The 26,501-nt window shown below is 46.2% G+C and carries 23 protein-coding genes, 1 tRNA gene and 1 other RNA gene; 13 read left to right on the top strand and 12 right to left on the bottom strand.

Annotated elements, in window-relative coordinates; all coding sequences use genetic code 11:
• The first annotated feature begins 17 nt into the window (after window positions 1-17).
• Window positions 18-1,010 (top strand): Fe(3+) ABC transporter substrate-binding protein, encoded by a 993-nt coding sequence (locus EL309_RS01915; RefSeq protein WP_004284163.1) that lies wholly within the window; start codon window positions 18-20, stop codon window positions 1,008-1,010.
• 67 nt (window positions 1,011-1,077) lie between these two features.
• Here the strand turns inward: EL309_RS01915 and EL309_RS01910 are convergent, their stop codons facing one another.
• The 5 genes from EL309_RS01910 to EL309_RS01890 form a co-directional block, all read right to left on the bottom strand.
• Complete coding sequence (locus EL309_RS01910; RefSeq protein ID WP_126382068.1) at window positions 1,078-1,596, bottom strand: PqiC family protein; 519 nt, start codon at window positions 1,594-1,596, stop codon at window positions 1,078-1,080.
• Entirely contained in the window at window positions 1,596-3,239 is a 1,644-nt protein-coding gene (gene pqiB / locus EL309_RS01905; RefSeq protein WP_004284166.1) for an intermembrane transport protein PqiB, read from the bottom strand. The genes EL309_RS01910 and pqiB overlap by 1 nt, the downstream gene beginning before the upstream one ends.
• Before the next feature lie 34 nt (window positions 3,240-3,273).
• The gene (locus EL309_RS01900; protein ID WP_004284167.1) at window positions 3,274-4,566 is read right to left on the bottom strand and encodes a paraquat-inducible protein A; all 1,293 of its coding nucleotides are present in this window, start codon (window positions 4,564-4,566) and stop codon (window positions 3,274-3,276) included.
• 11 nt (window positions 4,567-4,577) lie between these two features.
• Complete coding sequence (locus EL309_RS01895) at window positions 4,578-6,596, bottom strand: site-specific recombinase (RefSeq protein ID WP_040669859.1); 2,019 nt, start codon at window positions 6,594-6,596, stop codon at window positions 4,578-4,580.
• Between the two features lie 325 nt (window positions 6,597-6,921).
• A complete protein-coding gene (locus tag EL309_RS01890; RefSeq protein WP_040669862.1) occupies window positions 6,922-8,052 on the bottom strand; it encodes a M14 family metallopeptidase in 1,131 nt (376 codons plus the stop codon).
• A 146-nt stretch (window positions 8,053-8,198) separates the two neighbouring features.
• Here EL309_RS01890 and EL309_RS01885 point away from each other — a divergent pair, with 146 nt between their 5' ends.
• Complete coding sequence (locus tag EL309_RS01885; protein WP_040669865.1) at window positions 8,199-8,441, top strand: glutaredoxin family protein; 243 nt, start codon at window positions 8,199-8,201, stop codon at window positions 8,439-8,441.
• Window positions 8,442-8,516: 75 nt separating this feature from the next.
• Here the strand turns inward: EL309_RS01885 and tgt are convergent, their stop codons facing one another.
• Window positions 8,517-9,635: a tRNA guanosine(34) transglycosylase Tgt gene (gene tgt, locus EL309_RS01880; protein WP_004284173.1), complete on the bottom strand. Its 1,119-nt coding sequence runs from the start codon at window positions 9,633-9,635 to the stop codon at window positions 8,517-8,519.
• Between the two features lie 225 nt (window positions 9,636-9,860).
• Here tgt and thrS point away from each other — a divergent pair, with 225 nt between their 5' ends.
• From thrS to EL309_RS01840, 8 genes are all read left to right on the top strand, one after another.
• Complete coding sequence (gene thrS / locus EL309_RS01875; RefSeq protein ID WP_036494831.1) at window positions 9,861-11,774, top strand: threonine--tRNA ligase; 1,914 nt, start codon at window positions 9,861-9,863, stop codon at window positions 11,772-11,774.
• A gap of 14 nt (window positions 11,775-11,788) precedes the next feature.
• Window positions 11,789-12,313: a translation initiation factor IF-3 gene (infC, locus tag EL309_RS01870; RefSeq protein WP_081463201.1), complete on the top strand. Its 525-nt coding sequence runs from the start codon at window positions 11,789-11,791 to the stop codon at window positions 12,311-12,313.
• 139 nt (window positions 12,314-12,452) lie between these two features.
• Window positions 12,453-12,650 carry a 50S ribosomal protein L35 gene (gene rpmI, locus EL309_RS01865; RefSeq protein ID WP_004284178.1) on the top strand — a complete coding sequence of 66 codons (198 nt, stop codon included), beginning with the start codon at window positions 12,453-12,455 and terminating at the stop codon, window positions 12,648-12,650.
• Window positions 12,651-12,662: 12 nt separating this feature from the next.
• Window positions 12,663-13,019 carry a 50S ribosomal protein L20 gene (gene rplT, locus EL309_RS01860; RefSeq protein ID WP_004284179.1) on the top strand — a complete coding sequence of 119 codons (357 nt, stop codon included), beginning with the start codon at window positions 12,663-12,665 and terminating at the stop codon, window positions 13,017-13,019.
• A gap of 286 nt (window positions 13,020-13,305) precedes the next feature.
• On the top strand, window positions 13,306-14,295 hold the full coding sequence (pheS, locus tag EL309_RS01855) for a phenylalanine--tRNA ligase subunit alpha (RefSeq protein ID WP_004286158.1): 990 nt from the start codon (window positions 13,306-13,308) through the stop codon (window positions 14,293-14,295).
• A gap of 147 nt (window positions 14,296-14,442) precedes the next feature.
• The gene (pheT, locus tag EL309_RS01850; RefSeq protein ID WP_004284184.1) at window positions 14,443-16,803 is read left to right on the top strand and encodes a phenylalanine--tRNA ligase subunit beta; all 2,361 of its coding nucleotides are present in this window, start codon (window positions 14,443-14,445) and stop codon (window positions 16,801-16,803) included.
• A 73-nt stretch (window positions 16,804-16,876) separates the two neighbouring features.
• Window positions 16,877-17,182: an integration host factor subunit alpha gene (locus EL309_RS01845; protein ID WP_004284187.1), complete on the top strand. Its 306-nt coding sequence runs from the start codon at window positions 16,877-16,879 to the stop codon at window positions 17,180-17,182.
• A 211-nt stretch (window positions 17,183-17,393) separates the two neighbouring features.
• Window positions 17,394-18,149: an ADP-ribosylglycohydrolase family protein gene (locus tag EL309_RS01840; protein ID WP_004284189.1), complete on the top strand. Its 756-nt coding sequence runs from the start codon at window positions 17,394-17,396 to the stop codon at window positions 18,147-18,149.
• A gap of 96 nt (window positions 18,150-18,245) precedes the next feature.
• Here EL309_RS01840 and EL309_RS01835 read toward each other — a convergent pair.
• Together EL309_RS01835 and ssrA are read right to left on the bottom strand one after the other, a co-directional pair.
• Window positions 18,246-18,322 (bottom strand) — tRNA-Pro (locus EL309_RS01835).
• Between the two features lie 196 nt (window positions 18,323-18,518).
• Window positions 18,519-18,880: a transfer-messenger RNA gene (gene ssrA / locus EL309_RS01830) on the bottom strand.
• 128 nt (window positions 18,881-19,008) lie between these two features.
• Between ssrA and EL309_RS01825 the strand changes: the two genes are divergently transcribed.
• Both EL309_RS01825 and EL309_RS01820 read left to right on the top strand, forming a co-directional pair.
• Window positions 19,009-19,518: a DUF1841 family protein gene (locus tag EL309_RS01825; protein WP_004284190.1), complete on the top strand. Its 510-nt coding sequence runs from the start codon at window positions 19,009-19,011 to the stop codon at window positions 19,516-19,518.
• Between the two features lie 521 nt (window positions 19,519-20,039).
• Window positions 20,040-21,752 (top strand): proline--tRNA ligase, encoded by a 1,713-nt coding sequence (locus EL309_RS01820; RefSeq protein WP_004284192.1) that lies wholly within the window; start codon window positions 20,040-20,042, stop codon window positions 21,750-21,752.
• Between the two features lie 391 nt (window positions 21,753-22,143).
• Here EL309_RS01820 and ftsB read toward each other — a convergent pair whose 3' ends face one another.
• The 4 genes from ftsB to guaB form a co-directional block, all read right to left on the bottom strand.
• Window positions 22,144-22,419 carry a cell division protein FtsB gene (gene ftsB / locus EL309_RS01815; protein ID WP_004284194.1) on the bottom strand — a complete coding sequence of 92 codons (276 nt, stop codon included), beginning with the start codon at window positions 22,417-22,419 and terminating at the stop codon, window positions 22,144-22,146.
• A 9-nt stretch (window positions 22,420-22,428) separates the two neighbouring features.
• The gene (eno, locus tag EL309_RS01810) at window positions 22,429-23,715 is read right to left on the bottom strand and encodes a phosphopyruvate hydratase (RefSeq protein ID WP_004284196.1); all 1,287 of its coding nucleotides are present in this window, start codon (window positions 23,713-23,715) and stop codon (window positions 22,429-22,431) included.
• 354 nt (window positions 23,716-24,069) lie between these two features.
• Window positions 24,070-24,348, bottom strand: coding sequence for a hypothetical protein (locus EL309_RS10640; RefSeq protein WP_036494828.1), 279 nt, complete (start codon window positions 24,346-24,348; stop codon window positions 24,070-24,072).
• Between the two features lie 116 nt (window positions 24,349-24,464).
• Window positions 24,465-25,928, bottom strand: coding sequence for an IMP dehydrogenase (gene guaB / locus EL309_RS01805; protein ID WP_036494826.1), 1,464 nt, complete (start codon window positions 25,926-25,928; stop codon window positions 24,465-24,467).
• Window positions 25,929-26,095: 167 nt separating this feature from the next.
• Here guaB and EL309_RS01800 point away from each other — a divergent pair, with 167 nt between their 5' ends.
• On the top strand, window positions 26,096-26,482 hold the full coding sequence (locus tag EL309_RS01800; RefSeq protein ID WP_004284202.1) for a DUF4124 domain-containing protein: 387 nt from the start codon (window positions 26,096-26,098) through the stop codon (window positions 26,480-26,482).
• Window positions 26,483-26,501 lie beyond the last annotated feature (19 nt).

Below are 26,501 nucleotides of genomic sequence, written 5' to 3'. Positions count from 1 at the left end.
ATGTAGAGGAATTGAGAATGTTGAAAAAACTAACCGTATTATCAGCCGCCATGTTGGCTGCTATGCCTGCTTTGGCTTCCGAATTGGTTGTGTACACATCGCGCGCCGACAATTTGTTGCGTCCGATTGCTGAAGCATATACCAAGAAGACCGGCACTCAAATTAAATTGGTAAGCGACAAAGCCGGTCCTTTGATGGAAAAATTGAAAGCGGAAGGCCAAAACAGCCCTGCCGACGTATTTATTACCGTTGACGGCGGCAACTTGTGGCAAGCAACGCAAATGGGTTTGCTGCGTCCGGTTAACTCAGCTACTTTGAAAGCCAATATTCCTTCTCATTTGCGCGATCCGAAAAACCATTGGTTCGGTTTATCCGTGCGCGCACGTACCATTTTCTTCAATACCGACAAAGTAAAACCTGCCGACTTGTCTTCTTATGCCGATTTGGCTGATCCGAAGTGGAAAGGCCGTCTGTGTCTGCGCACGTCTAACAATGTGTACAACCAATCATTGGTGGGTACAATGATGGCCAACCACGGCGAGAAAAAAACCGCAGCCGTAGTTAAAGGCTGGGTAAACAACTTGGCTGCCGATCCGTTCGGTAACGATACCGCTATGTTGGAAGCCATTGATGCAGGCCGTTGCGATGTAGGTATTGCCAATACTTATTACTATGGCCGTCTGTTGGATAAAAAACCTGATTTGAAAGTGGGTGTATTCTTTGCAGACCAGAAAGGCAAAGGAACGCATGTGAATGTTTCCGGTGCGGGTGTAGCCAAATACAGCAAACAGCCTGCCGAAGCGCAAAAATTCATTGAGTGGCTGTCCAGCAATGAAGCACAAAACCTGTTTGCCGACTTGAACCACGAATATCCTGCCAATCCGAAAGTGAAACCTGATGCTAAAGTGGCTAAATGGGGTATGTTCAAACAAGACGTGATTAACGTATCTGTGGCCGGCAGAAATCAGGCGAAAGCAGTAATGTTGATGAAGCGTGCCGGTTATAAATAATATCCGGTAAGTATCTGAGAAGACAGCCTTAAAGCATTATGCTTTAAGGCTGTTTTTATTTGGGTGTTTATTGTGCCAGCATGATGGCGGCTTGCTCCAAACCGTTGTCTAAAGCTGAAACCATCGCATTGTAGCCGTCGCCTTGTTGTGGTGTGCTGATATCAAACGGTACGCTTCTGCCGTCCGGCCAATAAGCATAACCTTTGATGACCGTATTGCCTAAATAACTGCCTTGAAACGATTCGATGTGGATTTTCAATATCTTATTGCTGTTACTGTGCGTTTTTGGAACAAAGATGTAACGGCTGTGGTTGCGGTTGAGCAGATTACTTAATTTTGCCGATAGCATTTGTTCTAATGGTGAAGCCCAAAGATGTTGGCGGGCAAAATTGATCTTATAGGCATCGGTTTGGTATACCAAGCCGCTGTGGTTGAGCGGCTCGGCCAAAATAACGTGTACGGATATTTCTTCCGCAACACGGTTGGGGCGTTGGTATTGGCTGTCGGGCAATACGAAGTATTGGGGCGGCGTATGGCTGCATGCGGCGAGCAGTAGCAGGGAAGTGATAAAGGCGTAACGGTACATTATTGATTTCCTTTAGGTATCGGGTCTTTGATATTGCTTTGGAAAATCAAAGAATTCGGTTTTTCTTTCAAATTGTTGATTACGGGGCGCATGTCCCGCAGGGTTTTGTCGATATTCTGCAATGTAGATTGGACATCGTGATAAAGCGGTGATTGCGGAGAGACGCCTTGCAGGGTTTGGCGCAACTCCGTCAGGGTTTTATTGATTTCTTGCGGAAGCGCTTTAGTTTGCGGACGATTAACCAGTGCATTGGCGGATTTGAGTGTGTTTTGTAATTCGGCCAATGTTGCATTAACTTGGTTAACGGTTTTATCCAACGGCAATTTGTTTAACTTGCCGAGCAGATTGTTCAGTTGTGCCTGTATGGCGTCCAAGCCTCCTTCCTGAGATGCGATAACGGGACTGCCTGCGTAATGGTTATGTGGTTTGAGCTTCGGATTTTCAGACGGCCTGTCGGTCAACTCGATCATTTTGCTGCCTGTAATGAGATTGTTTGCAGTAAGGGTGGCGGTCAGGCCTTTGTTTAAGGCCGTCTGAATTTCTTGTGCCCAAAATTCTTTGCTTTGGCGTTCGGCATTGATTTCCAAACGTGAAGGTTCGATGCGGATTCTGACCGGAATCAAGCCGTTTGCCAAAATCCGGGTGCTGTCGTTTTTGTCGAAGTAAGGTGCTTCGGCTACTACGCCGATATTGATGCCTTTGTATTCGACGGGCGAGCCTTCGGTAAGGCCGCGTATGCTTTGCTTGAAGAATGCGATGTAGTACAGGGCGCGTTCTCCGGGCAGGTTTTCGATTTGACTGTGGTTGTTGTACAGTTGGAAAACAGCATTGTTTTCAACCGGTTTGCCTTGATCGTTGCCGGTGGGGGAGGAGAAGGCAATCGCTCCCGACAGTAGGGCGGGAATGGGGGCGGTATCAATACGTATGCCGTCGCCTTTCGCTTGGATATGGAGACCGCTTTCCAGCCAAAATTGGCTGTTGCCGTTGATGAGTTTGTCGTTCGGGCTTTGGATGAACACGGTATAGCGGACGGTTTGGTCTTCAGGATTGAAGACGGCGTTTTCGATTTGGCCGACAGTAAAATTTTCATAGACTACCGGGCTGCCTATGCTGAGCATTTTGTCGTTGTTGCCGACAAGGTTTAATCTCAAGCCGCTTTGACCGATGGCGGCAATCGGCGGAATGTCCAATACGGTGAAAGTGTGTTCGCTTTCTTCCATTTTTCCAGGTGTAAACGAAATATATGAGCCGGAAACCAGCGTGTTCAGGCCGGTGATGCCGCTTTGGTCGATACGGGGTTTGACCACCCAAAATTGTGTGTCTTTGCGCATCATGTCCTTGGCATCGGCGGTAAGGCGTGCGGTAACGGCAACGCCTTTTTTATCTTCTCTCAATTTTATGGCGGTGACGCGGCCGACTTCGACGCTCAATACTTTGATGACGGTATTGTTGATTTCAATGCCGTCTGCGCTATCCATTAACAAAGTAATGTCCGGGCCGGTATTGCGTATGTTTTGAACCAACAGCCATAAGCCTGCTATCAGGGCGATCAGCGGAATCAGCCAGACGACCGAAGCAAAGGTGTTGGTGTTTTTGGTTTTGGCCGGTACCGGCTTTAATGTTTCCATATCATTGTGTGTCATATCGTTTTCGCCTTATGGGCAAGGTTTTGTTTTTTCAGACGGCCTTATCTTGGGCTAACTGTTGTTTTTCTTTATCCCACAGCAGTCTGGGGTCAAAAAAATAGGCGGACAGCATAGTTAGGATAACCACCAGGCAGAAATATACGGCAGCCGGCCCCGGTAGTACACGCGCAATGGGTGTGTGAAACGCGCTCATCAAAATGATGATGACAAAAATATCCACCATAGACCACCTTCCTACCGAATCGGTAATCCTGTACAGCAAAGACATTTTCGCGGCCGGCATCGGCAGCTTGTAGTGAGCGGAAACCAGTAAAAACAGCATGGCAATGATTTTGGCTACCGGCACCAAAATGCTGGCGCTGAAAATAATGACTGCAATCAGTTTATCGCCGTCTTTCCACATATACACAATACCGTTGAAGATGGTATTGATCTGCTCGTTGAACGGATTGGAGGAGATCATAATCGGCAATATGTTTGCAGGAATATACAGTAATACCGCGGCAATCAGAAAGGCGAGCGAGATTTTTAAGCTGTGCGGACGGCGGTTAAACAAATCGGCACCGCATACACCGCAGGTTTTTTCATCATGATTGCGGAAGTAGAGACAGCGGCTGCAGCAGCCGGTATTTTCAGACGGCCTCTGAATAGCGTTTTTATGCCGTATCAAATGAATTTTATGATACAGCCAGTGCGCAGGAATGGAAGAAGACGTACGGATCAGCATAACGGCCAATGCAAACATCAGCCAAAAAGCGGCACCGAACTGCGTCATTGAAACGGAAGAGAGCTTAATGTAGGCAACCAAAGTGGAAATAAAAAAAACGTCCACCATAATCCAATGTTTGAGTCGCACCATAACGCGCGTTGCGTAAAGTAAGCCCGGATAATTGCGGTTTCTGATTAATGCCGTATAAACATAAACGCACAGCAGCAGAAACAACAGCGGCGTACCGAATACCAAAATCAGCAGGGTAACCGCCAGGAAATTGAAATCCGACTGCAGCAGTGAAGCAAACATCGACGGCAGCGTCAAAATAGACGTTACGCCCGGCATGGAAACCGTTATGAACAGCATACTGTAAGTAAACAGCATCAAAATTAAGGAAGCAGCCGAATAGGCCAATGGCGCTTGATAAGGATTTTTTTCAACTCTGACCAAATAGCGGTTGCAGTTTGGGCAGTGCGCTTTTTTCCCTTGATGCAGGTCGGGAATCGAAACGCGCTGCCCGCATTCGGGGCAATCTACGACATGAGCCGGAAGCATACCTTCATAGCGGTTGCCACGGTATTCCCTGTATCGTGTTTGCGAAATCGGTTTCATAGGCAAACGGCTTATTTGGAATCGTTTTTACCGTTTTTAGCCGCATTTTGCGTCTGAACCGGAAAAAACAAACTCAGCGGATTGGCTTTTGCCTGCTGCCATATACTGCTGATCAGTTTCGGAATACTGTCGATACGGCTGTCCCGCGAGCGTAAGGCGACCGTTAAAGCCAGACTGAAGCTGACAACCAGATTTACCAAGCCAATCATAAAGACACCGAACAAACTGAATAAAAACATGAAAAAGCCGATATCGCCGCTGACGGCGGCATAGCCCAGATTGGCGGAGGAGAAGGCAACATGGCGGATATCGAGCGGAAGCCCCAACAGATGGCCGAAATATCCGGTCAATCCCAATAACATACCGAAAATAAAGTTACCTGCCAGCGAGCCGTAGTGGCGGTGGAAGTAGTCGGCAACGCGCAGTCGGAAGACGGGCGGCAGAAATTTTTTAAATAGCGGATGGATAGCCAAACGGCGGCGCAAATCGAGATAGTTTGCACGATTGTCGAAAAAGCCGGAAATAATGCCCGAGCAAAACAACCATAGGCCGGCAATGGCGGCATACCAAAGCGTAGGCTGTGTTACTGCGTCCATCGATTTCAGCTGATAGGCGACATTATCGGCGGCCAATAAAGGCTGTTGGGCATAAGCGGCAAAGCCGTATGCAATAAGCGCGGACAAAAGGATGGCTACGCTCACATTGCCGAAAACCGCCACGCTTTGCGAGCGAACCACGTCAATCATCAATTTGGCCAATTTGATTTCTACCGCACGGCCTTTTTCATTTTGTTCGACCTGTTCGGCAAAGCGTGCGGCAGTCATTGCAGGCTGCTTGGTGGCAACGGTAAAGTGCAGCATATGGATCAGCATAAAGCCGAAGCCGTAGTTGAAGCCGGAGAGTAATGAAGTCCAAAAAGGCCCGAAGCCCATATTGCCGATATGGATTTTGTTCAGCGCCATTAAAGCAATCAGTGCGCCGCCGCCGACCGCAGACCACAGCATGCCCAGATATTCGGATTTGTTGCGGGTGATATAGTGTTCACCGTGGTCGCTGGTGTTTTCACTGATACTTTTGGCCAGCATTTTGATACTTTGGCGACGCAGCAAATGCGTGCTGTGCTGCTCGATGGCAGCCAAAGTGATGGATTTGAGCAGTTCTATGGTTTTTCGGTGTGCGATTGCGGAATTAGAGGCCGTCTGAATTTCCAAAAGGATATCCAATCTGTCCAAAGTTTGCGATAAGCGTTCGAGCAAGTGTGCGACTTTCACCGACGAGCCGGCACCGACGCCGGTACCCTTGCGGCGGATGTATTCGACTTGGGCACGGCATTGTTCGAGTATCACTTCGATATGAGCCGTATCGTAGTGTTTTCCGGTATTGGGATTGTGCTGGTAAAACTCAACCAGTTTTGCGGTTTCACGCTGTAAGGCGACAAAATCGGAATCGACCTGAAGCAAGCGGGGTTCGATTTTGACTAAATCAGGCTCCAGCTCTTCCGCCGCAATCCAGACGGAAAGCATTTCTAGTGCGTGCAGACGGGCTTGGAATATTTGGCGGGAGGCCGTTTCCATGCTTTGACTTTCCGCGCGGGTAGACAATAATTGATGAAGAGTCAACCATTGGCGCATGCTGATGGTCTGCAGCCATTTTTCATCGTGTTTGGAACGGAAAATATGCAGGAAAACATCTTTTAAATTGTTGAAATCTTTGAATGAAGGCAGGAAACGTTCGTAAATACGGATGCCGATTTCTCGGCTGAAACCGCTTCGGGAAAAAATGCCCAAACCGACCAAAGCGGGGTAGACGTGTACTTTGGACAGCCACAGATAAAACCGCGTACTGAATACTCTGCACAAAGCTTCGTCACGTTTCAAGATATTGATCAGTTGGTTGAAACGCTCGGGGGCGCGACGCTCTCCGCCTTTTCTTAAAAATTGGGCAAGTGCGTCGAGAATGGAAACAAAATTGGTGCTTTCCAAGTGTGTGGTGAGTGTCGAGTGTAAATTTTGCGGGGTAATTTTAATCATCAGTGTGTTGTGCGGTTTGTTTGACAGGCTTCAAGGCGCAAGTGAAACGGCTGATCCGGCATAGTTTTCGGCAACTCCGTTCGTTTATTGTCCGTGTCGGCCGCTTTTGTACGGTGCCGGTTGTGCCGGAACTGTATTGTACCTTGATTCGTTATTTTAAGTTTATCGGAAAGTCGTGTCGGTATTGTAAAAGATAAATTTATATAAGTGTAATATCGTTGTTGCACAAGGTATTGGAGAGAAAGCAGGAGGCCGTCTGAAAATTGGCAGGATTTTCAGACGGCCTTATTTAATACGGGTGTTTCAGTTTGGTTGCCGTTCGTGTTTAGCGCAACTTCGGCAAGACGGCCAAAACGGCAGAGAGCATGGCCTCGCCCAAACGCAGCGAACGTTGTCCGTTCCAGCCGAAGTCATCATCCGGCAGATTGTTGTTATCTTTAAACGGCATTTCCAATGTGTAAGCCAAGCATTTGAAGTTCTCGCCGACCCATGCTGTTGCCATGCTCAGATTCGCTTGCCCCGGTGCGTCTTTGTCGTAGCCGTATTCGTCTTGGAAGTCCGGGCTGGCCGTGGCAAGGGCTTCTTTAAATTGGCTTTCGAGATTGGCAATGCGTTCGTTGTATGAAGGAACGCCTTCGGTGCCGGCAACAAAAACAAACGGAATGGCTTCGTCGCCGTGAATATCCAGAAACATGTCTACGCCGGTTTGCTGCATTTTTTCGCGGACGTAATAAACTTCGGGGCTGTATTCGACAGTCGGTTCCAGCCATTCTCGGTTTAAGTTCGCTCCTGCGGCATTGGTACGCAGATTGCCCAGTACCGAGCCGTCCGGATTCATGTTTGGTACGATATAGAATGTTGCGCGGTCGAGCAGGGTACGCGCGGTGGGATCTTGGGGATCAAGCAGCCTTCCCAAAAAGCCTTCTATAAACCATTCTGCCATGGTTTCGCCGGGGTGTTGGCGGGCGGTTATCCAGATTTTCAAGTCGCTGGCGGCTTGGTTGCCGATGGTAAGCAGGTTGATGTCGCGGCCTTGAATGGTGCTGCCCAAGTCATCGATTTGGCACAGGCCGCTTCCTTGCGCTTCGCCCAGCAGATTCAGATGCTGTTCGTAAGAATAGGGCTCGAAATAGGCGTAATATACGCTGTTTGACAAGGGCGTATGTTCAATGGTCAATACGCCGTTTTCGTAGCGTGTCGGTACGCGGAACCAATTTTGGCGGTCGTATGAGGCAACAGCTTGGTACTCTTCCCAACCGGCAGGATAGGCTGCTTCGGCTGCGTTTTCAAAATGCATGACGCAATTCTGATACGCTGCACCTTGTAGACGGAAATAAAACCATTGGGCAAATTCGGAAGCGTTGTCCGCACGGATTTTCAGGCGGATATTGGAAGGGTCGGTCAAATCGGTTACGATAACCGAACCGGCATCGAATTGGGTGCTGATTTTCATAATCGGAATTCTTTAAAATGCGGTTTAAAGGGCAAAATAATGTCGCTATTGTACTGCTTTTTTTTGGATTGTCGCTATGAATTTGTGGTTATGGAGGCCGTCTGAAAAATAAGGCGGATGTCGGTTTTGCAGTATCTGAAAGGTGGAAAATGAAGTTGACTTTGATGTTTCGGGAGTATTGTTCGTTGTGTCATAAAATGCGTGATGCGTTGGGGCCTTATCAGGAACGCTATGGTTTTGAGTTAGAAATTGTAGATGTTGACGAGAATCCGGATTTGGAAGAAAAATATAACGAATTGGTTCCGGTGTTGCTGCATGGTGAAGTACAAATTTGTCATTGGCACTTGGATGAGGTGCAGCTTGAGACATATTTGGAAAGTAAAAACATTTGATTGAAGTACTGTGAGAATACAATAGGCCGTCTGAAATTTCAGACGGCCTTATTTGTTTTTCCGATAAATCAGAAGTTAAGCATCGACGCCTCGCGAGCGGTTTTCATGGAATTTGGCTTGCCAATCGCTGAATGTGCCTTGTTCGATGGCTTCACGCATTTCTGCCATAATGGCTTGATAGAAATGCAGATTGTGAATGGTGTTCAGTTGTGCCCCTAAGATTTCTCCGGTGCGGTGCAGATGCTGCAGATAGGCGCGGCTGAAATTCTGGCAAGCATAACAAGTGCAGCTTTCATCGACCGGGCGTGTGTCTAGTTTGTGTTTGGCGTTTTTGATTTTTAAATCGCCGAAGCGGGTAAACAGCCAGCCGTTACGGGCATTGCGCGTGGGCATTACGCAGTCGAACATATCCATGCCGTGCGCAACGCCGTACACTAAATCTTCAGGCGTGCCGACCCCCATTAGGTAGTGCGGTTTATGTTCGGGCAGCATCGGGCCGACAGCGCGCAGCATACGGTACATTTCCGGCTTGGGTTCGCCTACGGATAAGCCGCCGATGGCTAAACCGGGAAAGTCGAATTGTTCCAAACCTTTTAATGATTCTTCGCGCAAGTCTTCATACATCGCGCCTTGTACGATGCCGAACAGCGCATTCGGGTTTTTCAAATCTTCAAATGCTTTTTTAGAGCGTTCCGCCCAGCGCAGGCTCATTTGCAGTGATTTTCGGGCTTGATCGTGGGAGGCTTCTCCGGGCGTGCACTCATCCAACTGCATGACGATATCCGAATTTAAGACGGTTTGGATTTTCATGGATATTTCCGGAGAAAGAAATAATTTGTCACCGTTTAAAGGGCTTTTAAACGTACATCCTTCTTCGGTGAGCTTGCGCATATCGGAAAGAGAAAACACTTGAAAACCACCGGAGTCGGTCAAAATCGGTTTGTCCCAACCGATAAATTGATGCAGACCGCCGAATTGTTCGATTACTTCCAAACCGGGACGAAGCCACAAATGATAGGTGTTGCCCAAAATGATTTGCGCTTTGATGTCGTGTAGGTTCTGCGGGGTCATGGCTTTTACGGAGCCGTAGGTCCCTACGGGCATAAAAACCGGCGTTTCGATTTTGCCGTGGTTGAGCTCCAGAGTACCCCGGCGTGCGAGGCCGTCTTTTTTGTGTAAGGTAAATTTCAGCATAATGTTGTAAAGTGGATTCAGACTGTTTGAATTATAGCCGAATTACCGTGAGGCCGTCTGAAAGATAGCGGTATGGCTTGCCAAGCTTCTTGGCAATCAGCTAAAATTTAAAGCTTATTTTTGGGTATTTTTATCATTGTTTGTAAGATGCCCGATAAAAAATTCTCAATAAATAACAAAAAATAATTTGTTGTTTCTTTGCATTTACCGGTTTTGGAGTTTTTGATGTTGAATATTACGTTGCCCGATGGTTCTGTCCGTCAGTTTGAAGCCCCTGTGTCTGTAGCGCAAGTTGCAGCCTCTATCGGAGCGGGCTTGGCTAAAGCCACGGTTGCGGGCAAGGTAAACGGCAAGCTGGTGGATGCTTGTGATTTGATTACGGAAGATGCTGATCTTCAAATTATTACGCCAAAGGATCCGGAAGGGGTAGAAATTATCCGCCATTCGTGTGCGCACTTGATAGGCCACGCTGTTAAACAACTGTATCCGGAAGCCAAGATGGTAATCGGCCCGGTTATCGAAGACGGTTTTTATTACGATATTGCAACTGAAAAGCCGTTCACCCCCGAGGATGTGGCAAAAATCGAAGCCCGCATGAAGGAACTGATCGCACAAGACTATGATGTCATCAAGGTCATGACTCCTCGATCGGAAACCATTAATACATTTAAAGAGCGGGAAGAAGAATATAAATTGCGCTTGATTGATGATATGCCTGAGGTAGAAGCTATGGGTTTGTATCATCATCAAGAATATGTCGATATGTGCCGTGGGCCGCACGTTCCAAATACCCGATTTTTGAAAAACTTTAAATTGACCAAGCTTGCGGGTGCGTATTGGCGTGGCGACAGCAATAACGAGATGCTGCAACGTATTTATGGTACGGCTTGGTCGACTAAAGATGATTTAAAAGCCTATATTACCCGTATGGAAGAAGCGGAAAAACGCGACCACCGCAAGCTTGGCAAGCAATTGGATTTGTTTCATCTGCAAGATGAAGCACCTGGTATGGTATTTTGGCATCCTAAAGGTTGGGCTTTGTGGCAAACCATTGAACAACATATGCGAAAAGAATTGGATGCTGCCGGTTATAAAGAGGTTAAAACACCTCAAATTATGGATAAAACTTTTTGGGAGCGTTCAGGTCATTGGGAAAACTATAAAGACAATATGTTCACCACACAGTCGGAAAAGCGCGAATATGCGGTTAAGCCGATGAATTGTCCTGGGCATGTTCAAATCTTTAATCATGGTTTGCGTTCGTATCGTGACTTGCCTATGCGTTTGGCTGAGTTTGGCTCTTGTCATCGAAACGAGCCAAGCGGAGCATTACATGGTTTGATGCGTGTTCGTGGTTTTGTACAAGATGATGCACATATCTTTTGTACCGAGGATCAGATTGTAGCGGAGTCACAAGCGTTTAACGAACTGCTGATGCGTATTTACAAGCAATTCGGTTTCCATGATGTTGCCGTAAAACTTTCACTGCGTCCGGAACAGCGTGCAGGCTCTGATGAAATTTGGGATAAAGCTGAAGATGGTTTGCGCGAAGCTCTGCGTGCTTGTGGTGTAGAATGGGAAGAGTTGCCGGGAGAGGGTGCGTTTTATGGTCCGAAAATCGAATATCATGTTAAAGACGCAATCGGACGTTCTTGGCAGTGTGGCACTTTGCAGCTCGACTTTGTATTGCCTGAACGGTTGGATGCGGAGTATGTGACGGAAAATAATGACCGTGCCCGTCCTGTTATGCTCCATAGGGCAATTTTAGGCTCATTGGAGCGTTTTATCGGGATTTTGATTGAAAACCATGCCGGCTCTTTCCCATTATGGTTGGCTCCGGTGCAAATGGTTGTCATGAATATTACCGAAAATCAAGCCGATTATTGTCGCCAAGTGGTTGAAAGACTGCGTAACGAAGGTTTCCGTGTCGAATTGGATTTACGTAACGAAAAAATCGGTTACAAGATTCGCGATAACAGTCAATATCGCTTCCCGTATCAGGTGGTTGTCGGTGAAAAAGAAAAACAAGAAAATAAAGTGGCGGTCCGCCGCAAAGCAGAAGACTTAGGTTCAATAAATGTTGATGATTTCATCAAACATTTGAAGCAAGAAATTGCAGAAGCCTTAGTTAATCATTAATTTTTATAAGGAGTATTGTCATCGCTCAAGAACGCGAAGCACGAATCAACGGTGAAATTACCGCTAAAGAAGTGCGATTAATCAGTGGTTCAGGCGAACAGCTTGGTGTCGTATCTGTCCGTGAAGCTTTGGCTATGGCTGAAGAACAGGACGTGGATTTGGTAGAGATTTCTCCAACAGCTAAGCCGCCTGTATGTAAACTTATGGACTTCGGCAAGTATAAATACGAGCAATCGAAAAAACGTGACGAGGCCAAGAAAAAACAAAAGCAGGTGCAGATTAAGGAAATCAAATTCCGTCCTGGTACGGATGAAGGTGATTACCAAATTAAAATGCGTAATATCAACCGTTTCTTAGAAGACGGAGACAAGGTGAAAGTAACTTTGCGCTTCCGTGGTCGGGAAATGGCTCACCAGCAGTTGGGTGCCCAGCTTTTGGAGCGTGTAAAAGAAGATTTGGCCGAAGTGGGTACTGTTGAACAGTTTCCTAAAATGGAAGGCCGTCAAATGGTTATGATGATTGCGCCTAAAAAAAAGTAAAGCTATAATAGAATACTTGCCCTGATTGCCGCGCAGGGTAGGTTTTATCGGGCGGCAAAAAAACCGTGATATAGGGGTTTCAAGTGTTTGTCTAAAACCCCCTTATGTCTTATCTAATAAATGATATGGAGTATCTCCCATGCCTAAAATGAAAACCAAGTCGGGCGCTAAAAAACGCTTTAAAGTACTGGGTAATGGTGGCGTGAAGCGCGCACATGCGTTCAAACGTCATATTTTGACTAAGAAAACCACCAAGAACAAACGTCAATTGCGTGGCACCTCTATGGTGAACGAACGTGATTTGGCTTCTGTTGCTAAAATGTTACCGTACGCTTAAGGAGTTTAGAATATGCCACGCGTAAAACGCGGTGTAACCGCACGTGCCCGTCATAAAAAAGTATTAGCGTTAGCCAAAGGCTATCGTGGTCGTCGTAAAAATGTCTACCGTGTTGCCAAGCAAGCGGTAATGAAAGCCGGTCAGTACGCTTATCGTGACCGTCGTCAACGCAAACGTCAATTCCGTCAATTGTGGATCGTGCGTATTAACGCAGGTGCACGTGAAAACGGTTTGTCTTACAGCAAATTCATGAACGGTTTGAAACGTGCTGCAATTGAAATTGACCGTAAGGTATTGGCTGATTTGGCTGTTTTCGATAAAGCCGCATTTGCCCAATTGGTTGAAAAAGCAAAAACTGCTTTGGCTTAATACTTTTGTTTAAGTTTTAAAAAGGAAACTTCGGTTTCCTTTTTTTATTTCCACTTTTAAAGTGGCATTGTATAACATAGTTGTCTGCAGTGTTTTGAAAGGTAATTTGTTTGATTGTGGAGAATCTTTTTAAAAATCAGTAATATTAATGGTTTTTTTAAGATGTAATTTGAGTTAAAATATCCGGCTTTTCTCGTGTTGCTTTATTTAAATTCGTTTTTAAAAAACGAAAAATCAGTAGAGAGCGTTTTTAAATCAATCAACTAAGCGAATTAGTATAAATACTATGCAAAATGTCGATCAAATAGTGGCAGCAGGTATTGCTGCCGTAGAAGCGGCTTCAGATTTTAATGCATTGGAGCTGGTTAAGGCTCAGTATATGGGCAAAACCGGTGAGTTAAATGCATTATTGAAGCAGTTGGGGCAAATGTCGCCAGAAGAGCGGAAAACTATCGGGGCCCATATTAATGAATGTAAAAATAGCTTTCAGGCAGCATACAATGCAAAGCGTGACGCTTTAAATGAAGCGAAATTACAGGCTCAATTGGCTGCAGAAGCTTTGGATGTGACTTTACCGGGTAGGGTAATCGATGTCGGAGGCTTGCATCCTGTTACTTTAACTTTACAGCGTGTAGTAGAACTTTTCCACGGTATGGGGTTTGAAGTTGCGGACGGCCCTGAGATTGAGGAAGATTTTTATAACTTCCAAGCTTTGAATATTCCTCAAAACCATCCGGCACGAGCCATGCAGGATACTTTTTATGTTGAAAACGGTGATGTGTTGCGTACGCATACTTCTCCAATACAGATTCGCTATATGTTGGATAAAAAGGAACCGCCGATCCGTATTATCGCTCCCGGCCGTGTATACCGTGTAGATTCAGATGCTACGCATTCTCCCATGTTCCATCAGGCTGAAGGTTTGTGGGTGGAAGAAGGAGTGAATTTTGCTGATTTGAAAGCGGTATTTACAGATTTTATCCGTCGTTTTTTTGAGCGAGATGATTTACAGGTTCGTTTCCGTCCTTCGTTTTTCCCATTTACTGAACCGTCTGCAGAAATAGATATCATGGGTGAAAATGGAAAGTGGTTGGAAGTAGGCGGCTGCGGTATGGTTCATCCCAATGTGTTGAGAAATGTGAATATTGATTCTGAAAAATACACTGGATTTGCTTTCGGAATAGGTTTGGATCGCTTTGCCATGCTTCGTTACAATGTCCATGATCTCCGTTTATTCTTTGATAACGACTTAAGTTTTTTGAAGCAGTTTAGATAATTTTCCGTATTTCAGACGGCCTTTTAATAAAAGGCCGTCTGAAAATATTCGTTTTATTGAGAAACTGATTTTGCGGATATTGCTGCTGTTTCATTTCTGATTGTGATAATGCCATTACAGGCATCGATAGGTTTAGAGAAAAATAAAATGCAATTTTCTTATTCATGGCTGAAGACGCAAGCCGATCCTAATCTTTCTGCTGATGAGTTGGCATATGTGCTGACTATGGCGGGCTTGGAGGTTGAAGAAATCAATACTGCAGCTCCTAAATTTAGCGGAGTGGTCATTGCAGAAGTTAAGTCGGTTGAGAAACATCCTGATGCAGACCGGTTGAATGTTACGCAAGTTGATGTGGGAACAGGAGAGCTGGTACAAATCGTTTGTGGTGCGCCCAATGTGAAAGTAGGTATTAAAGTACCTTGCTCTTTACCTGGGGCAGTATTGCCGGGTGAATTTAAAATCAAACCGACAAAGATGCGCGGTGTGGTTTCAAACGGTATGTTGTGCTCGGCTAAAGAATTGGGTTTGCCGGAAGATGGTGTAGATGGTTTGTTGGTTCTTCCAAATGATGCACCTATCGGTAAAGATATTAGAGAGTATTTGGATTTGGATGATTCTGTATTTACATTGAAAATTACGCCAAATCGAACCGATTGTTTGAGTATTAAGGGAATTGCGCGTGAAGTTGCTGCGTTGACTGGTTGCGTTAAACAGGTCGTAGAGATTCCTTCGGTTGAAGTTAACAGTGATAAGATCCAGCCTGTACGCATTGAAGCATTAGCAAATTGCGGCAGGTTTGTCAGTCGGGTTATTGAAGGTGTTGATTCCACAGCTGTAACTCCCGCTTGGATGAAACAAAGATTGGAGCGTAGCGGTATCCGCTCTGTATCCGCTTTAGTAGACATCGGTAACTATGTTATGTTGGAGTTAGGGCAGCCTATGCATGTTTTTGATGCAGAAAAACTGCAAGGTGATATCGTTATCAGACGTGCAAGGGAAGGCGAAGTATTGGCATGTTTGAATGGCAAGACGGTTACTTTATCTGACAATACTTTGGTTGTAGCGGATGAAAGCGGCGCTTTAAGTATTGCCGGCTTGATGGGCGGAGAAGCCAGTGCGGTATCCGACAATACGAAAAATATTGTATTAGAATCGGCTTTTTTTGAGCCTGAAATCATTGCAGGAAAATCCCGTCAGTATGGTTTTGGCTCTGATTCTTCATTCCGGTTTGAGCGCGGGGTGGATTGGAATTTGCAAAATGATGCAATAGAAAGAGCAGCGGAGCTGGTATTGAAGATTTGTGGCGGTCGTGCCGGAAAAATTGTTGAAGCAATTGGGGAATTGCCGGAGCAAAAACAGGTTAATGTACGTCTTGCCCGTGTTGAAAAAATGTTGGGTGTATACATTCCGGTAGGGCATATTCAATCAATCTTAAGCCATTTGGGTTTGAATCCTGTACAGATTGAAGATGGTTTTTCTGTTACTGCCCCAAGTTTCCGTTTTGATATTGAAATCGAAGCAGATTTAATTGAAGAAATCGGGCGGGTTTATGGCTATGAAAATATTCCGGCCGATAGCACCGAAGGCCGTCTGAAAATGCTCAGGTTGCCCGAAACTCAAAAGACACGTTTTTCTATATACGACCATATGGCCAAGCGCGGTTATCAAGAAGTGGTCAGCTATGCTTTTGTCGACGAAGAGTGGGAAAAAGATTTTGCTAATAATGCAGACCCTATTCGGATTCAAAATCCTCTGGCTGCTCAATTTAGTGTTATGCGCTCAACTTTAATCGGTGGTTTGGTTGAGATCTTGCAGAACAATCTTAACCGTAAAAATAATAGGGTGCGTTTATTTGAGATAGCCAGAGTATTCCAAAAAGGTGAAGACGGTTATTTCATTCAAAATGAGCGTATCGGTGGGTTACTGTATGGAACGGCAGTTCCGGAACAATGGGCGTCGCAGGCTAGAAATGTGGATTTTTATGATCTGAAGGCGGATGTTGAAAGTTTACTGTTAGGAAGAAATGTCCGTTTTGTAAAAGCTTGCCATCCGGCTTTGCATCCGGGGAGAACTGCTGAAGTCGTTATCGATGATGTTGTCGTGGGCTTTTTAGGCGAGTTACATCCGCAATGGGTGCAAAAATACGACTTACCTCAGTCGGCTTTGGTGTTTGAATTGGATATGCCTGCCGTGTTAGGCAAAGAAAAAACAGTTTATCAAAATGTTTCAAAATTCCAACCTGTTCGCCGTGATTTGGCATTTGTTTTGTCTGAGCCAACAACTCATAACGAATTATTGGATGCTTTAAAGCAAGTTGATAATAAGTTAATTCAGGAAATCAGTGTATTTGATGTATATAAAGGTACGGGATTGCCTGAAGGCATGAAGAGTATGGCTGTGAAAGTGATTTTGCAGGATAACGAAGCAACTTTAACAGATGATGTTGTGGAACCTTTAATAAATAAATTATTGGATGCTGCAGCAAAAATCGGTGCGAAATTGCGCTGATAATTAAATATTTCCTTGAAAAATAAGCAAAAATTAGTAATAATCCGTGTCTATTAAAAAAGAAGGTAATTAAATGACATTAACTAAAGCAGAGTTAGCCGATATTTTGGTTGAAAAAGTAAGCAATGTAACCAAAAACGATGCTAAAGAAATTGTGGAATTATTCTTTGAAGAAATCCGTACTACTTTGGCTCGAGGTGAAGAAATCAAAATATCAGGTTTCGGCAATTTTCAATTACGCGACAAACCACAGCGACCTGGTCGCAATCCAAAAACAGGTGAGGAAGTTCCTATTTCAGCGCGTAGAGTGGTTACTTTTCATGCTAGCCAGAAGCTGAAAGGTATGGTTGAGCATTATTATGATAAACAGCGTGGTTAAGTAGAGCCATTATTTAGGCTGATTTATTTACTAGCCGGATTCTTAACTTTTCCTTATTTTAGGAGAGGCTTAGAATCCGGTTTTCTTAATTTTATAATTACTTTATTTATTATTTTAATGTAGAATTTGAAAGTAATTGACTAAGAGCGACTGTTAAGGTTGTAGTAGGAATCAATAAATATTTAGTGATGGTATTTGAAGGGGATAAAATATGTTAGGTGCTGCCATTGGTGATGTAGTAGGTTCGCGTTTTGAGTTTAATAATATCAAATGTAAGCAATTTGAATTATTTACTCATGAATCTTTTTATACGGATGATACAGTTTGTACTGTTGCGGTTGCAGAATGGGTTTTAGGAGATTGTCGCGGTAATTTGAATAATATTATGCAGAAATGGTGTCGCCGCTATCCTCAGGCAAGTTATGGCGTTAACTTTGCTGAATGGATACATTCCGATATGCCAAGACCGTACAACAGTTGGGGTAATGGTTCAGCTATGCGTGTGTCGGCAGTTGGCTGGCGGTTTGATACATTGGAAGAAACTCTATTTAGAGCAGAAGAATCAGCTTACATTACTCATGATCACCCGGAGGGGGTTAAGGGTGCTCAAGCTACTGCCGCAGCGATTTTTCTAGCAAGACAGGGTATCGAAAAAGAAAAAATACGTCGTTATATTGAAGAGAAGTTTCAGTACAATTTAGACAGAACTTGCGATATGATTCGCCCTGGCTACCAGTTTAATGAAAGCTGTATGGAAACGGTGCCTGAAGCTATTATTGCTTTTTTGGAAGGCAAGGATTTTGAGGATTCCATCCGTTTAGCAGTTTCATTGGGAGGGGATAGTGATACACTAGCTGCTATTACCGGTAGTATCGCAGAAGCCTACTATGGAATCCCTCAATATATGAAACAATCCATATTAAGATACATTCCATACGAATTAGGAAAAGTTTTATTAGAGATATAACTTAATATGTCTTTTCTAAATTAAGGCAATTAGACATCTGGTATTAAGGTAAATAAAAAAGAGTTGGTAAATATTTTACCAACTCTTGGAATTTTTTGGTCGGAGTGAAAGGATTCGAACCTTCGACCCCTTGCACCCCATGCAAGTGCGCTACCAGACTGCGCCACACTCCGACTGAATTTAGAAAAATAATTATAGACTTACTGAGTAAGATTGACAAGTATTGTATGTTGTTTAGCTTACTCTGTTAAAATAAGATATTGATTTATAAATATGAAATTATTTAGAGCAAAGTCAGATTTAGAAGTCTATTTACATGATTTTTTAAGAAATGAATTAGATATATTAGATTTTTCAAAAAGATAAATTTGGTGGAGGCGGGGGGAATTGAACCCCCGTCCGAAAGTCCTCTACAAAGCGTTCTACATACTTAGTCTTGCCTACTTAGAATCTCGTTCCCATTCCGCCGACAGACAGGCTGTTTGGAAACCAGTCACCTTAAATCTTATTTCCTGCCAAGTAACCCGACAGAAAACCAGTCAATGTAAAATGACGTTGCCGTAGCTTGCGCTACACAGCCCATTGACCAACTGTTGCAACGGCTAGCCTTAAGCGGCTAAAGCGTAAGTTTCGTCGTTTGCGACTATTTTCGTTCAGTGTTTTACGGGAATCTGAGACCCCGGTATGCCCGCATCTGCTTCGCAACCCCCGTCGAAACCAAGATCGCCCCCAGATAGGAATTTTTGATTATACGTGTATTGATAGTAAATTGCCAGTTTATTAAGTAAGGCGGGGCTTTTGATTTTTCAGACGGCCTTTGGGATAATGCTTGGTAGCAAAATTAGGTGGATTTTAGATTATGTATGATGTAAATACGCATGATGTACGGCGTTTTTTTGCATATGTTTGGCAGAACAGGTTGTTGCCTTTGCAGCTTGATGCTTTACAGCAAAAGGCGTTAAGAATTATAGAAGCTCATCCTGAATATGAGCGTTATTTGGCCAATATTGAAGATTATTTAGATAAGAATTGGACTCCTGAAGATGGGGAGAGCAATCCTTTCCTGCATATGTCGCTGCATTTGTCGATACAAGAACAGGTGGCGATAGATCAGCCTCCGGGCATTCGATTTATTCATGAAACGCTATGCGGTAAATATAACGGTGATTGGGTTAGGGCGGAGCACGACATGATGGAAGCGTTGGCAGAAACGATTTGGTCGGCACAGCGTTATGGAAAAGGTTTGGATGTAAATGCTTATATGACCAGTTTGCGCAGGCTGATAGGTTTGGGGCAGGAGGATAATGCCAGGATCAATCCGCATGAAGTGGAAGTGTCGGATAAGATTAGTGAGCGACGTGAATCGTAAATCGGGCTGTGTTGATTAGGTTTTGGGGTTTTCAGACGGCCTATATCAAAGTAAATTAGCCGTTTTTGCTGATATTGGGTTAAACAAACTGCAAGCTGCTTCATAATATTGAAATAATTTCTATTGCGCTTTTCGATGGTAGAGAAAGGCGCAATATTATTTTTAGGAATTCATACACAGTTTTTGTGGATAACATTGTGAATAAGGTCTATGGAATTCAAAAAAAACTAATTGAAGCAATAGTCATAATATTTGTGACTAAAAAATAAACAAAATTTCCCGGAAAAGTCATTGGAAATATTGGAATAGAGGCAATAAAAGAAACCAGCAGGCATGTTTATGATGCTGCTGTTTTTTTGTATTTACAGCTGTTGTCTGTATTGCTTGAGATGGGGTAGGCATTGCATAAAAAGTGGTCGATTAACTTTTCAGTGGTACACTCAATGCTGCAAATCACGGGCATTTCGCGGTACAATCACGCATATTTTGCCGATTTCTTATTTTATTAAAAAGACAATATCATGAAAGCCAGTCAATTTTTCATTTCCACCTTAAAAGAAGCCCCTGCCGAAGCCTCCCTCGTCAGCCACAAATTAATGCTGCGCGCAGGCCTGATCAAAGCCAATGCTTCGGGTTTGTACACATGGATGCCGATGGGTTTGCGCGTGCTGCGCAAAGTGGAAAACATCGTGCGCGAAGAGATGAACCGCGCCGGTGCGGTGGAGCTGCTGATGCCCGTAGTCCAGCCTGCCGAACTGTGGCAGGAAAGCGGCCGCTGGGAGTTTTACGGCAAAGAACTGCTGCGCCTGAAAGACCGCCACGAACGCGATTTCTGCATGGCGCCGACCTGCGAAGAAGTGATTACCGACATCGTGCGCAAAGAAATCACCAGCTATAAACAGCTGCCGAAAAACTTCTACCACATCCAAACCAAATTCCGCGACGAAGTCCGCCCCCGCTTCGGCGTAATGCGCGCACGCGAGTTTGTGATGAAAGACGCTTATTCCTTCCACACCGATTACGAATCGCTGGTGGAAGGCTACAACGCCATGTACGACGCTTATTGCCGAATTTTCAACCGCTTGGGTTTGAACTACCGCCCCGTCGCCGCCGACACCGGCAGCATCGGCGGCACCGGTTCGCATGAATTCCAAGTGTTGGCCGAAAGCGGCGAAGACGTGATTGCATACAGCGACGAATCCGATTTCGCCGCCAACGTCGAGCTGGCACCGACCCTGCCGCAACCAGGCGAACGTGCCGCCGCTACTGCGACCTTAACCAAAGTCCACACGCCCAATGTGAAAACCATTGCCGACTTGGTGGCATTTTTGAATGTGCCGATTGAAAAAACGCTCAAATCCATCGTGGTGGAAGGCGAAGAAGAAGGCGAATTGGTGTTGCTGCTGTTGCGCGGCGATCACGAATTCAACGACATCAAAGCCGAAAAACTCGCCGGCGTAAAATCACCTTTGGCCATGGCTACCCCGGCCGCCATTCAGACGGCCTTCGGCGCCGGCGGCGGCTCACTCGGCCCCGTCGGCTTCACAGGCAAAGTGTATGCCGATTTCGCCGTTGAAAAACTGGCCGACACCGTGATCGGTGCCAACGAAGACGACCACCACTACACCGGCTTCAACTTCGGTCGCGATTGCCCCGAGCCTGAGTTTGTCGATTTACGCAACGTCATCGCAGGCGACCCCAGCCCCGACGGTAAAGGCCGTCTGAAATTGGCGCGCGGCATCGAAGTCGGCCATGTGTTCCAACTGCGCGACAAATACTCGAAAGCCTTAAATGCCAGCTTCTTGGACAACAACGGCAAAGCGCAAATCATGGAAATGGGCTGCTACGGCATCGGCATCAGCCGCATCGTGGCCGCCGCCATCGAACAAAACAACGACGAACGTGGCATCATCTGGACAGATGCAATGGCGCCGTTTGAAGTGGTGATTGTGCCGATGAACTACAAAAAATCCGACACCGTGCGCGAAGCAGCCGACAAACTCTACGCCGAATTGCAGGCAAAAGGCGCGGATGTACTGCTCGACGACCGCGACGAACGCGCCGGCGTGTTGCTGAACGATTCCGAGCTTTTGGGCATTCCGCACCGCATCGTCATCGGCGACCGCGCTCTGAAAGAAGGCAACGTCGAATACGCCAAGCGTACCGACAACGAAGCGCAAAGCGTGGCTGTTGATGAAGTGGTTGGCAACGTGTTGAGTGCTTTGGGTAAATAAAACTGATTGAGTGATGTTAAATGAGGCCGTCTGAAAATTCAGACGGCCTTTGAACAGTAAACCCGGTAGGGCGGGCATCCCTGCTGCCCGCCATCGTCCCGTATCCAACACAGTTACCGTTTGGCATATCGGCGGGCAAGGATGCCCGCCCTACTTATTGCATAGATTCCCGAATCCGGCAAAATACAGCGGCACGGCAAACATACCGCCTTTATAAACCGCTTCCGCCTTGAAAAACAAAACCACAGGCCGTCTGAAAATTCAGACGGCCTTTTTAATGACAGGTTAAGGTGTCGGGTAGGGTTATCCGACTTAAGGCTGACAAAAACAACTTCATCATAAAGAGAAAGGCCGTCTGAATTTTCAGACGGCCTTGTTTTGGGAAAGGGTATTATTGTTTACGTACCAAACGGTAATAAGTTTCGCCGGATTGGATGTAACCCAAGTCTACCCGTGCAATCTCGGCAATGGCTTCCTGACCGTGGGTAAGGTCGTGTATTTCGGCTGCCAGTGTTTCATTGCGCAAAGTGAGTGCCCGGTTTTTTTCTTCCTGTTCTTTGGCTTGGCTTTGCAATTCCCACATATCGTACCAACCGCCTTTGGAGAGCCAAAGGTTGTATTGGAACAGGGCAAGAAAGAAAGTTAAAACCAGGGTAACCCACTTCATGATGATGCCTTATTTGCCTAATTGGTAGAATGCGGCTTTGCCGGGGTAGTAGGCGGCTTCGGCCAATTCTTCTTCGATACGCAGCAATTGGTTGTATTTGGCCATGCGGTCGGAACGGCTCAGGGAGCCGGTTTTGATCTGCATGCAGTTGGTGGCAACGGCCAAGTCGGCGATGGTGCTGTCTTCGGTTTCGCCCGAACGGTGGCTCATTACGCTGGTGTAGCGGTTGCGTTTGGCCAATTCTACGGCTTTCAATGTTTCGCTCAATGTGCCGATTTGGTTCACTTTTACCAACAAGGCGTTGGCAACGCCGGCTTCAATGCCTTCTGCCAGGATTTTCGGGTTGGTAACGAATAAGTCGTCTCCGACCAGCTGTACTTTTTTGCCCAGTTTTTCGGTCAGGTGTTTCCAGCCGTTCCAGTCGTTTTCGTCCATGCCGTCTTCGATGGAGATAATCGGATAAGCGTCAACGAGTTTGGCCAGATAGTCGGCAAATTCTTCGCTGCTCAATGCCAAACTTTCGGCGCTCAGGTGGTATTTGCCGTCTTTGTAGAATTCGCTGGAGGCGCAATCCAAAGCGTAGACTACATCGTCGCCCGGAACGTAACCGGCTGCTTTAACGGCTTCCTGCATTAGTTGCAGGGCTTCTTCGTGGCTGTTCAGGTTGGGGGCGAAGCCACCTTCATCGCCAACGGTGGTGGGGAAGCCTTTGTCGTCACACAGTTTTTTCAGGGCGTGGAATACTTCGGCACCGCAACGCAAGGCTTCGCGGAAGCTTTTTGCGCCAACGGGCATAATCATGAATTCTTGAATATCCAAGCTGTTGTTGGCATGTGCGCCACCGTTGATGACGTTCATCATCGGTACGGGCATAGCCATCGGCCCTGCGCCGCCCAAGTAGCGGTATAAGGGCAGGCCGGCATCTTCTGCGGCGGCACGGGCAACGGCCATGGATACGGCCAAAGTGGCGTTGGCGCCCAAACGGCCTTTGTTGTCGGTGCCGTCCAGCTCGATCATGGTTTGGTCGATATAGGATTGCTCGTTGGCATCCAAGCCGATCAGGGCTTGGGCGATTTCGTTGTTTACATGTTCGACAGCCTGCAATACGCCTTTGCCTAAATAGCGGCTTTTATCGCCGTCGCGCAATTCCAAAGCTTCTTTTTGGCCGGTAGATGCACCGCTGGGTACGGCTGCGCGTCCCATTACGCCGCTTTCCAGTAAAACGTCGCATTCAACAGTGGGGTTGCCGCGCGAGTCTAAGATTTCACGGGCAAAAATGTCGATAATAGTGCTCATCTAAACGCTCCTAATATAATGAAAGTTTCGGGTTGTAGGCAGTTTCCGCAAAAGTCGGTTGCCGACAAACAAAAATCCCTATGATTATACCGTTTAACATGATTTGAAACGAGTATGTGCCGGGTGATTTTGTGAGAAATTTTTTCGCTTAATGCAGATGCGGAAACCGAATCGGAAAGTTATGCGGAATAAACGGAATATTGTTGGGAAAGCGGGTCTGCATGCTTCCGGATTAAACTCGAGTAAGACGGTTTTTTTGGCAATTTGTTCGCAAAACAGTCGATTTTATTTAGGTTTTGTTTGGCTGGTAAACTTGATTTTCTGGTGTTCGGTATCCGCTATGGGCAAGTTGGTTCAGCGGTAGTTAAACCAATAGTGATGCATGGCGCTTAGGAATTCGGGGTTAAGCTCATGATCGTTTGAGCCGATTACGGCGTCGATGCCGCAGTGGGGGCAGAAAGCCGTTTTTTTGCCGGAATCTTCTTCGATAAAGTCTTCTTCCGTTAAATCGGTAGACGGAAAGAGTTTTTGGCAGTGGAAACAGCCGCATATTTGGGGTTGGGAGAGTGTGCTGAAATTTTCGGTGCAGTAAGCGTGTGCGGATATCAGGGTTTCGAGAGAATAGTTATTCATTGTATCGGGCTGTTTGGAATGTGTTGAAGTAGTCAAAACGGTTTGATGGGGATTATTGGATAATGAGTGCTTGTCTGATAAAAGGCCGTCTGAAATTTCAGACGGCCTCAATATCTTTAACGGTGATAGTTCGGTGCTTCTTTGGTAATTTGTACGTCGTGAACGTGTGATTCGCTCATGCCGGCCGAAGTGATTTCTACAAATTCGGCTTTTTCGTGCATTTCGGCAATGGTTGCACAACCCAAATAACCCATGCTGGAACGCAAGCCGCCGGTCAGTTGGTGGATAATCTGTACGATCGGGCCTTTGTAAGGAACGCGGCCTTCGATGCCTTCGGGTACATATTTATCGGTGCTGTCCTGCTTGTCTTGGAAATAACGGTCGTTCGAGCCTTGACTCATAGCGCCTAAAGAACCCATGCCGCGGTAGGATTTATACGAGCGGCCTTGGTAAAGTTCGATTTCGCCCGGTGCTTCTTCGGTACCGGCAAACATGCCGCCCAACATCACGCAGGAAGCGCCGGCCGCCAAAGCTTTGGCAATGTCGCCGGAGAAGCGGATGCCGCCGTCGGCAATCAGGGGAACACCTGTACCTTTCAACGCTTCGGCTACGTTGTGGATGGCAGTCAGTTGGGGAACGCCGACACCCGCAACGATACGGGTTGTACAGATGGAGCCGGGGCCGATACCGACTTTAACGGCATCTGCACCGGCAGCTACCAAATCCAAAGCGGCTTTGGCTGTAGCAATATTACCGCCGATGACTTGAACTTGCGGGTAGTTTTCTTTAACCCATTTTACGCGGTCCAATACGCCTTGGCTGTGGCCGTGTGCGGTATCGACGACAATCACGTCTACACCGGCCTCTACCAACGCTTTGACGCGTTCATCGGTATCGGCTCCTACGCCGACAGCGGCACCGACGCGTAAGCGGCCGTCTGAATCTTTGTTGGCATTGGGAAATTCGGTAGTTTTCAGAATATCTTTAACGGTAATCAGGCCTTTCAGTTCCCACGCGTCGTTGACAACCAATACGCGCTCGACTTTGTGGTCGTGCATTACATCGCGTGCATCTTCAACGCTGGTGCCTTCCGGTACGGTAACCAGTTTGTCGCGCGGCGTCATGATGGCGGAAACGGGTTGATCCAGGCGTTTTTCGAAACGCAGGTCGCGGTTGGTAACCAGACCGACGACTTTGCCGTCTTCTACCACAGGCAGGCCGGACATTTTGCGCTTGCGTTGCGACAACATGGCCAACAAATCGCGAATCAGCATATTCGGGCCGATGGTTACCGGATCTTTAACGATACCGCTTTCGTGGCGTTTTACTTTGGAAACGGCATTGGCCTGCATTTCGGGCGTCATGTTTTTATGAATGATACCGATACCGCCCTCTTGAGCCATAGAGATGGCCAGTTTGGCTTCGGTTACGGTATCCATTGCGGCAGAAAGCAGGGGAAGATTCAGGGTGATTTCTCGGGTGAGGGGAGTTTGGAGCTTGACGTCTCTGGGCAGCACTTGGGAATGTGCGGGAACCAATAAAACATCGTCAAAAGTATAAGCTTTTTCTACGATACGCATGATGCTCGGGCTTTCAGTTTGTGCAAGATGCACGATATTGTAACAAACTTACCAATATTTGGTAAGGAGGCTGTTAAATAATTTACAGGCTCTGCATGACATCAGATGGAGAAAACAGTACAATTGATTTTTGCTGTAATAATTAATGTAAAACGGAAAACAATAAAATGAAACACATTAACTGGGTGGTATGGGGATTGGTGGGCGGATTGAGTCTGTCTGTTCTCCCTGCAAAAGGCGTTTTCACCTGGGATGAAAAGGGTAAAACAACTTATTCGGACGAGCCTTGGAATCTGCAGCCTTCGAGGACGGGAACGGTGAATGTGCGTACGCACCGCGTTACCGCTTCGCAAAGTGACACTTCCGGCAGCCAAGATGAAGCGCAAAAAGCGGCTTTAATGAGCAAGCAGGCGGAGGAGTTGAGTAGGCTGCACCGTGAAGAAGACTGCAAAACGGCTAAAATGAACAGGCAGTTTGCCGAGTTTGCCCGCTCGGAAAATAAGGTGGAATTGGTTCGACGATACAACAACGACATCAAAAAATTCTGTGATTGACAGTTTGATTTTTTATAAA

The sequence above is a fragment of the Neisseria weaveri genome (genome assembly GCF_900638685.1).
Lineage (GTDB): Bacteria > Pseudomonadota > Gammaproteobacteria > Burkholderiales > Neisseriaceae > Neisseria > Neisseria weaveri.
The sequence above is the reverse complement of the archived record's forward strand: the minus strand, read 5'-3'. Positions and strand labels throughout refer to the sequence as shown.